This is a genomic window from Streptomyces sp. NPDC049887, from assembly GCF_040656535.1.
GTDB lineage: Bacteria > Actinomycetota > Actinomycetes > Streptomycetales > Streptomycetaceae > Streptomyces.
Genome location: NZ_JBFAMM010000001.1, coordinates 170,594 through 178,916, shown reverse-complemented (window position 1 = coordinate 178,916; position 8,323 = coordinate 170,594). Strand labels below are relative to the sequence as shown.

At 70.4% G+C, this 8,323-nt stretch carries 7 protein-coding genes and 1 pseudogene; 4 read left to right on the top strand and 4 right to left on the bottom strand.

The window, feature by feature from the left end; all coding sequences use genetic code 11:
- Positions 1-1,079 (top strand): SUKH-4 family immunity protein (locus AB0J10_RS00765; RefSeq protein ID WP_363056332.1); only part of this gene is annotated, 1,079 nt, incomplete at its 5' end.
- A 319-nt stretch (positions 1,080-1,398) separates the two neighbouring features.
- Positions 1,399-2,286: a hypothetical protein gene (locus AB0J10_RS00760; RefSeq protein ID WP_363056330.1), complete on the top strand. Its 888-nt coding sequence runs from the start codon at positions 1,399-1,401 to the stop codon at positions 2,284-2,286.
- Between the two features lie 400 nt (positions 2,287-2,686).
- Here AB0J10_RS00760 and AB0J10_RS00755 read toward each other — a convergent pair whose 3' ends face one another.
- The 3 genes from AB0J10_RS00755 to AB0J10_RS00745 form a co-directional block, all read right to left on the bottom strand.
- Positions 2,687-4,300 carry a cation acetate symporter gene (locus AB0J10_RS00755; protein WP_363056328.1) on the bottom strand — a complete coding sequence of 538 codons (1,614 nt, stop codon included), beginning with the start codon at positions 4,298-4,300 and terminating at the stop codon, positions 2,687-2,689.
- Positions 4,297-4,818, bottom strand: coding sequence for a DUF485 domain-containing protein (locus AB0J10_RS00750; protein WP_363056326.1), 522 nt, complete (start codon positions 4,816-4,818; stop codon positions 4,297-4,299). The genes AB0J10_RS00755 and AB0J10_RS00750 overlap by 4 nt, the downstream gene beginning before the upstream one ends.
- A 163-nt stretch (positions 4,819-4,981) precedes the next feature.
- A complete protein-coding gene (locus tag AB0J10_RS00745; protein ID WP_363056324.1) occupies positions 4,982-5,677 on the bottom strand; it encodes an MFS transporter in 696 nt (231 codons plus the stop codon).
- A 339-nt stretch (positions 5,678-6,016) separates the two neighbouring features.
- On the opposite strand from AB0J10_RS00745, the pseudogene AB0J10_RS00740 reads away from it, so the two are divergent.
- Positions 6,017-6,211: pseudogene (locus AB0J10_RS00740) on the top strand (ATP-binding cassette domain-containing protein); the annotation flags it as partial.
- 194 nt (positions 6,212-6,405) lie between these two features.
- On the opposite strand, the gene AB0J10_RS00735 reads toward AB0J10_RS00740, so the two are convergent.
- Positions 6,406-6,798, bottom strand: coding sequence for an ATP-binding protein (locus AB0J10_RS00735; protein WP_363056322.1), 393 nt, complete (start codon positions 6,796-6,798; stop codon positions 6,406-6,408).
- A 279-nt stretch (positions 6,799-7,077) separates the two neighbouring features.
- Between AB0J10_RS00735 and AB0J10_RS00730 the strand changes: the two genes are divergently transcribed.
- Positions 7,078-8,049 carry an AraC family transcriptional regulator gene (locus tag AB0J10_RS00730; RefSeq protein WP_363056320.1) on the top strand — a complete coding sequence of 324 codons (972 nt, stop codon included), beginning with the start codon at positions 7,078-7,080 and terminating at the stop codon, positions 8,047-8,049.
- Positions 8,050-8,323: the final 274 nt, after the last annotated feature.

The following is an 8,323-nucleotide window of genomic DNA, read 5'->3' as shown; positions in this document are numbered from 1 at the left end:
AGAGTCCGGTCGCTCCCGGGGCGCCGCAGCCGCCCGGCCCCCCGGGGCCGGTGCCGCACGCTCCGCCGCCCGCGTACGGCTATCCGCAGCAGCCGCCGGCCGCCGTGCCGACCGTCGGCCCGGGCTACCAGGCGGTGTTGCGCTACCGCGCGCCCGACGGCTCCGAGCAGCAACTGATCCGCCGTTCGGCGCCGGGCACGCCGCACCCGGAGTGGCAGATCTTCCACGAGCTGCGCGCCATGAACGTCCCCAGCGACCAGGTGCTCGAGCTCCACACGGAGCTGGAGTCCTGCGAGCTGCCCGGTGGCTACTGCGCCCGGATGATCCGGGAGACCTGGCCGCAGGCCCGGATCACGAGCATCGCCCCGTACGGCAAGGACCAGGCCAGCAGGCAGGGCGGCATGCGGCAGTTGCTGACCCACCAGGGGGAGTTGCACCAGGTCGCGGACGGCCCGGCGCGACCCGCTCCGGTGCGCGCACCGCTGCCGCAGGTGCCGCCGGCTCCGCCCGTTCCGCCGGAGGGCGTCGCGCATGAGCTGGTGGGGTCGTTCGGGCCGCAGGGCATCTGCCGGTTCGACCAGCGGGCCGTGTCCCGTCAGGGCGTGCCGGAGATCGTCGCGCGGACGCTGGTGTGGGCGGGTCTCCCGGCGGACTTCGGGCCGTTCTTCTGGGCGCAGCCGGCCCAGCCGGTGGTGCCGACGCTGGCGGAGCTCGCCGCACAGCGGCGGGTGCAGCCGGCGTCGGACGCGGGCTCGTACCTGGTCGTGGGTACCGACTTCGGCCGGGCGATCTGTGTCCAGTACGGGACCGCGCACATCGTGGCGGTACCGGTGGAGGGCGGTCCGGGCGGGCAGCCGATGGCGCCCCAGTTCGTGAACAGCGGGCTGCCGGAGTTCACCCGCTCGCTGGCGCTGCTCGGCCGGATGTGGCGGCTGCGCTTCGGGCTCAACCCCGAGCAGGCGGGCCGCTGGACGGTCGACTTCCAGGCGCAGCTCGCCGCGCTGGACCCGGCGGCGCTGTCGTCCCCGGAGAGCTGGTGGTCGGTGCTGCTGGAGCAGATGTGGGACGGACTGATCTGATCCGCTGAACGCCGCTCGGCGGCCGGCCCGCCGACGGACCGGCCGCCGGGCCCTTCGGCGGGCCGGGCCCGCCTGCCGCCGCCGGCTGAGGGCCGGGCGTCCGGTCGGTGACGAGGGCGCCGGTGCTGCCGGCGTCCTCCGGGAGCCGTCGCGACGGCGGCGCGGGCAGGGTCCGTGCGCCGGAGTGTGCGCCGTCGGGCGTCCGATCCGTCTTTCCGGTCGGACGCCCGCTTCCGTGTGGCGGAGTGTCGCGTCATGGGTGCTTCGCCGCGATCCAGCACGATGTTCCCGCGTCGACCGCTCCGAGAGGAGTCCAGGGATGAATGCGGGATCGGCTCATGGCGGGTTCGTCACCGTACGAGGTCGCGGTTACCGGCTGGACCAGGTCGACCGGTACGTCGAGGCGCTGGCGCGGGAACGGGACGACGCGTGGCGGCGGGCGGCGCGGTTGACCCGGGTGGTGGAGGAGCTCGCGGCCGAGGCGGTTTCGCTGCGGCAGTTCGCCGAGGCGCTGGGGCCGCCCACGTACGAGCCGCTCGGTCCGCGTGCCCAGGAGGTTCTCGACCTGGCGGAGAAGGAGGCGGCGGCCGTGCTGTCCAACGCGCGGGAGGAGGCACGGGCCGCGTGCGAGGCGGCGGAGGCGGAGGCGCGCCGGCTGCGGGAGCTGGCGGCGGTGCGGGCGGGCCAGACGTGCGAGGAGGCGGACTCGCGGGCGCGGCGGATGATCCTCTCGGCGCGTGCCACGGCGGAGGAACTGCGGGACGCCGCCCGGGTGGAGGCCGCGGCCGAGCGTGGTGAGGCGATGGCCGTTCTGGAGGCGTCCAGGTGCCGTGCGGCGGAAATGCTCAAGGAGCTCGACCGGATGAGGGTGTCCCGCCGCTACGAGGCGGAGCGGGAACTGGCGGCTCGGGACGCGGAGTCGGCGGAGCGCTACGGGGGACTCACCGCGCGGGCGCAGGCCCGGTTGTCGGAGGCGCTGTGCGCGTTCGCCGAGGCCGAGGAGTCGGCCCGCCGCGGCCAGGAGGAGGCGCGGGCGCTGGCGGCGCGTGTCGTGGAGGAGGCCGGTGTGCGGGCGGCGCGTGTTTCCCGGGAGACGGATCGGGTGCTGCGGGAACATGTGCAGCGCGCCGAGGAGATCCATGCGCACCTGGACCACATCCGTGAGGGCCTGGCGAGCCTCACGGAACGGCCGCCTGCGGGGGACTGACCCGCTCCCACGGCAATCGGGGTCGGGACGCGGTGCTGCGGCGGGTGTCGCCGGGGGCGGTCGCCACGCTGCGCGCTGGTGTCGCCGGCCGCGGTAGCCGACCGCGGTCGGGTGTCGCGGTCGCGCGTCGCCCTTGGACCGCTCTCCGGTCCGTCCGGGAGCCGTTGGTTCGTCCGGCGCGGGCCGGTTCCGGGGCCGGTCGGGCGGAACGCCTCCGGAACGGCCCGGTCGAAGGTCCCGGAACCGCCCTGGTCGTGGCGCCTGCGGACCGGCGGGTCCGTACACCCCCGGGAACGGCCCCGGTCCGCACGCCTCCGGGGCCGCCGGTCGAGGGCCCCGGAACCGCCGGGCCGTCCGCCCCCTCGGGAGAGGCGGACGGCCCGGGTCCGCTCGAGCGGGGTCAGGGGGTGTCGCCGTGACCCGTCCCCGCCCCGGCGAGGATCACCGGCTCGATCTCCGCGTACCGCTCGCGCTGGGCCAACGCCTCGCGCGGGGCGCGGATGCTGCCGTACCAGCCGGCGAGGAAGCCGGCCGGGACCGACACCAGGCCCGTGGTGGTGTAGGGGAACCAGTTGAAGTCCTGGTCGGGGAACACGGACTGCGGCGAGCCGGAGACCAGGTTGCTGCCGGTCATCAGCAGGATCGCGGTGCCGGCGCCCACGATCAGGGTCCACAGCAGACCCTGGCGGGTGTAGCGGCGCCAGAACATGCTGAAGACGAGCGCCGGGGCGACCGCGGACGCGCCGATGCAGAAGGACAGCGTCACCAGTGCCTGGAGGTTCCAGTCCTGGACGAAGGCCGCGAGCGCGATGGCGAGTAGTCCGACGCCGGCCGCGGCGCCGCGGGCGATGGCCATCTCGGCGGTGTGCGAGACGGTGGCGCGGCGCAGTCCGTGGGCGATGAGGTCGTGCGCCAGGGTGTTGGCGCAGGCGAGGGTGATGCCGGCGACCGAGGCCAGCAGGGTCAGGAAGATCGCCGTCGCCACGGTGGTGAACACGAGGGATTCGAGCGTGTTGGCGTCCGCGCCGAGGACGGCCTGACTGACCAGCAGGAACGCGGTCTTGCCCTGGGGGTCGGCGAGGACGAGGTTTTTGTGGCCGACGATCGCGGCGGCGCCGAAGCCGATGAGGGCGAGGAGCAGACAGGTCACGACCACGGTGGACACGGCCCAGGACATCGAGCGCCGTACGGCGGTGGCGCTGCGGGCGGTGAACATGCGCATCGTGATGTGGGGGAGGACCGCCGCGCCGAGCACGACCGTGAGCTGGGCGCTGATCATGTCGATCTCGTCGCCGCCGAACTGGAGTCCGGAGGTGAGGTAGAGGTCGCCCGCCCCGCTGCCCTTCTTGGCCGCGTCCAGCAGCCCGGGGAGGCTGAAGTCGAAGCGGTCCAGTACGAGTACGGCGATGACGGTGGCGGAGCCGAGCAGGACGACGGTCTTGACGATCTGGATGAAGGCGGTGCCCTTCATTCCTCCGATGGCCGCGTACGAGATCATCAGCACGCCGAGGAAGATGATCGCGCCGGTCTTGAAGCCCTCGGCGTCGAAGCCGAGGACGAAGGCGAGCAGGTCGCCGGCGCCCGCGAGCTGGAAGACCACCAGGGGCAGCAGCGCGGCGAGGGTGACCGCGCAGGCGGCGATGCGTACGGCCGGGCCGGGGGTGCGGCGGGTGAGGATGTCGCCCATGGTGAACCGGCCCGCGTTCCGCAGGGGTTCGGCGAGCAGGAACATCATCAGCACCAGGGAGAGCACGGTGCTCAGGGCGAGGGTGAGGCCGTCGTAACCGACGAGGGCGATGACGCCGATGGTGGCGAGCACGGTCGACGCGGAGATGTAGTCGCCCGCGATGGCGAGGCCGCTCTGCATCGGGGACAGGGAGCGGTAGCCGGTGTAGAACTCGCCCAGGTCGTCACGGTCGGGTCCGGTCATCACGCACAGGAGCAGCGTCACGGTGATGACGGCGATGAACGCGACGAAGGACATGGTCTGGGCGTCGGAGTTGAAGCCGCTCATATGCGCATGCCTCCCGTGGGCCGGTCCCAGGCGGAGCCGCCGGGGTGCTGCCTGCCGCCCTGCCGGTCCGTGGACGCCGTGGCGTGCCGTTCCTCGTGGGCTGTTCGGATGGCCGCGGCGAGCGGGTCGACCCGCTCGCGGGCGATGCGCTCGTAGACGGCGATGGCGGCCAGGGCCACGGGCAGCGTGAGGAGGCCCAGCAGTACGCCGGTGGTGAGGCCGCCGCTGATGCCGTCGGTCATCAGGTCGGGTGCGTAGCCGGACAGGATGAGGAAGAGGATGAAGTAGCCGAGCGCGGTGAGCGTCGCGACACGGCGGAGCCTGCGGTAGCCGGAGCGCAGCCGGGGCAGCTGGTCGTCCGGGGCGTGGCCGGACGGCTCGGTGTACGGGTCCGGGTACGGGGCGGCGGGCGCCTCGCCGAACGGGGCGCCGTATCCCCGGTCGGGCGGCGGTTGCGGTGCCTGCCAGGGCTGCCTCGCCGGGCCGGGCGGATCGGGGAAGTAGGGGTCGTACGACATCGTGCTGCTCCTTGCGGCGGCCCGAGGGAGGCCGGGCTCCCCCGTGCGCGGGCGCGCGAGGGCGAGGGGGTCAGGGGGGTGGAGCGCGTACGTTACTCGGCGGTACTGGGCTGGCGTAAGGGGGTTACCGACCAGGAGGTATGTAGGTTTGGCAACGGTCGTGTTACGCCCCGCACACGGCACCTTCCCAGGTCAGAGGTCCGGTCGCGGTTCCGCCGGAACCGGGAACCTGCGCGGGCGCGAACAGCAGCGCGAGCAGGGCGAGCGCCGCGGCGGCCGCGGCGCCGACGAAGACGAGATCGACCGCCGTCGCCACCGCGTGCCGCAGCCGGTCGTTCGAGGACCCGTCCGCCAGGGCGCGGGCGACGGAGTCCGGATCGCCCGCACCGCCGAGGCGGGCCGCCGGGACCGCGTCGGCCGGCGCCCCGAACAGCGCGGCGCCGACGCTCTGTCCCACCTGACGGCAGAACAGCACGGACGCCGTCGTCGTCCCGCGCTCGGCCCAGCGCACGGTCGACTCCACGCCGACGAGCGGCGGCAGCTGGAAGAAGCCGAGGGCCGCTCCCCCCAGCAGCATGATCAGCGCCGGCTGCCACGGCTCGCCCGGGTACGGCAGCAGCGGGAACGCCAGCAGGAGGAGCAGCGCGGCGCCGATCCCGGTGGGGGCCGTGTTGCGGACGCCGATGCGGTTGTGGAGGCGGTCCGAGTACGCCGCGCCGACCGGCCGGCTCAGGGTCATCACGGACAGCACGAACCCGGCCGCGATCGGGCCGGGTCCGAGCACCGACTGGGCGTAGGTGGGCAGGAACACCGTCGGGGCGACCGTCAGCAGCCCGAGCGCGCCCAGGGCCAGGTTCACCGCGGCGATCGTGCGCCGCCGCCGCACCCAGCCTCAGGCTCCCACCGGGGAGGGGTGCGCATTCGGGGGCGGGTGCCGCTCCGGCGTCGCGGACCCCTAGGGGGATCTCCTTACACCCGGCCGGGGACCGCTCGTCCCGCTGGAGGACGAGCATGCCACGGGGCCTTCCCTACCGTGGACCCACGTCGGCGGCACGGTCTCCCGAGCCGCCGGGTGGTGGGGAAAACCCCCGCCGGGAACTGCGCTGCGCACCAGCGCGCCGGGGCCGTTCCTCCCCGCACACTCGTACCGCACACGGCGCGCCCATCCCTTGCCATTCACCAACATAGGAGACTTACCGTGACAACGGCTGTGACCACTCCCAGGCTCGGGGGTACCGGAGGGCGTACGGCCGTCGCGGCTCGAGCGCGACAGGTCGTGAAGGCGTACGGATCGGGCGAGACGCGGGTCGTCGCGCTCGACCATGTCGACGTGGACATCACACGAGGTCGGTTCACCGCCATCATGGGCCCGTCCGGCTCCGGCAAGTCCACGCACGGCCTGTGTACCCGATAGCCTACAACGGGAGTGCAACCCTGCATCCTTACGGGTCCTCATGGGGCAAACGCCCCGGTCGCAGCAACAACGCGAGGCGTTCCCGTTGTGCTGCCGTCAACGGAGGCCACTCATCAACCATGGCCCGTATGGCTGCGTCCTGGTCCATGGTGGGCTCGCACGCGTCCGCAACGTCATCGCGCAACGGGAGCCTCCGCCGCAGGCGCAGGCGCGGCACTGTACGTGACATCTGCGCAGACAGTCTTTCCCGCCGGCCCCGTGGTGCAGTGCAGATGACTGCACAGACAGGCGACAATCTGTAGGCCCCTACCGCTCGTTTCGGTCGACTCAGGCTCAACCGAATGGGGCAGGTGGGCGGCATCCTGGTCCGATACCTCAACGTGTACGCCTTCACTTGTGCTCAGTAGCTCAACTGTCACAGTGGCCGTATCTGCGTGGCGAATGGCGTTACTTACGAGTTCTGAGGTAACGATTTCCACGTCTTCCCGAAGTTCCGGATCGAGCGCGCGCGCAAGGGCTCGGGCGCGAGAGACCACGGAAGGCGAGGCGGGGAACGTCAGAGACATGCTGCCAACCACGGGCTCTGTTGCCGCGGGTTGGCCGTTAGGCGTTGCAGTCATGATGTCAACTCCGATGCTGCTAAGAGCCATTCGGTTTGTTGACACCGACGCTAGAGCCGAGATGTCCGATTAACCCGGCTATGACTGAATCTCTGCGCCCCTGTTTAGGTTACTCGCGCGTTCATCAAGGTTACTAACACTCTGCGATCGAACCATCACTTACTGGGTCTTGACAGGCGCCCAGGGCGAGCGCTCCATAGGGGCACGCAAAGTGAGGCGGTCGACATGAAAAATCAGGGCGCCTATTTGATCTCAATGCCAGGCGACGAGACGCAGACGGAAGCGGAGCGCCGCGAGTTTTGGCGCGATGACTACAACGCGCACCGCTTTAAGGGAGAGCACCTTTATCCGGTCGACATCCCCTATCGCGTCCGCATGGTCCGTCAGGAAACTGGCCTGTACGTCCTTGATACCTTCCGCCAATGGGGTCCTGTAGAAAGCACCCGCACGGAATGCCATGTGCGACAATCGCCCGATAATCATTACCATCTGATTGCACTGACAGGAGGGTCCGTCCTTACGGTAATTGGGAACACCGAGGTAACGATAGGGCCCGGCATGGCAGTTTTGGGTACCGCTAATCAGCCTCTCCGAATGCAGGTACGTGACGCACAGGGATTTGCCGTCAGACTTCCTCGCCCAGAAGTGATCTCGCGGTTGGGCGAAGAAGCTCCGGCGTGGACAGCATTTGATCTCAGAAGGGGAATCGGGCGGATATCAGGCACTATGCTGAGAGCACTGCATGAGGAACGTGACAGCTTCTCGGCGGCCGGATTTGATGCGACATGTGAGCGCCTTACGGAGCTATTCTGCATGCTCGCGGTAGGCGACGACCGGCCCGCGGTGGAAAACATCCCGGAGATTGAACCGATGGTGCGTCGATACGTACGGCAGCACATAGCAAGTCGGGACATGAGCCTGCCCAGCGTTGCCGCCGGCCTGGGCTGGTCCCCGCGTCAGTTGCAGTCGGCCCTACGGCAAGTGGGTACCACATACCGCGAACTGGTGCGGGATGAACGACTAACAGCGGCTCGACGGTGTCTGGCGAATCCCGCTTTTCAGCATCGCCCCATTGTTGATATTGCACTGGGCTGCGGTTTCGCATCGGGCAACGTTCTCAGTGTGCTATTTAAAGAGCGGTACGGAGAATCACCACGGGAATACCGGTACCGGGCGCTAGGCCAACTCCGGCCGTGACGTTCCTCCGCACCGCTCTTTTCGGGAGCCGCTACCTGTGCCCAACGCTCGCCCGTTACTGGGGTCTTGGCGTCGCCATGTCCTAGCGGTTTACCGGTGACAATCTAGCCGTGCGCGCAGGGGTGCCCATTACGGCGGTTCTTCCAACCGGCCCAAGATATGGGATGTCCGGAACGGGTGCCTCCGTCCGGGGTGCGTACACGTTCCGTTCTCGGCAACGCAAGTGTCAAGAGCAGTTTTCAAGATTCTTTGACGCCAGGGGGAAACGGTGCCC

What these genes read in the sequence shown, in the direction of transcription:
- AB0J10_RS00760 (WP_363056330.1), top strand. Translation starts at nt 1,399, where the DNA reads ATGAATGCGGGATCGGCTCATGGCGGGTTCGTCACCGTACGAGGTCGC.
- AB0J10_RS00735 (WP_363056322.1), bottom strand. Translation starts at nt 6,798, where the DNA reads ATGTCTCTGACGTTCCCCGCCTCGCCTTCCGTGGTCTCTCGCGCCCGA.
- AB0J10_RS00750 (WP_363056326.1), bottom strand. Translation starts at nt 4,818, where the DNA reads ATGTCGTACGACCCCTACTTCCCCGATCCGCCCGGCCCGGCGAGGCAG.
- AB0J10_RS00755 (WP_363056328.1), bottom strand. Translation starts at nt 4,300, where the DNA reads ATGAGCGGCTTCAACTCCGACGCCCAGACCATGTCCTTCGTCGCGTTC.
- AB0J10_RS00730 (WP_363056320.1), top strand. Translation starts at nt 7,078, where the DNA reads ATGAAAAATCAGGGCGCCTATTTGATCTCAATGCCAGGCGACGAGACG.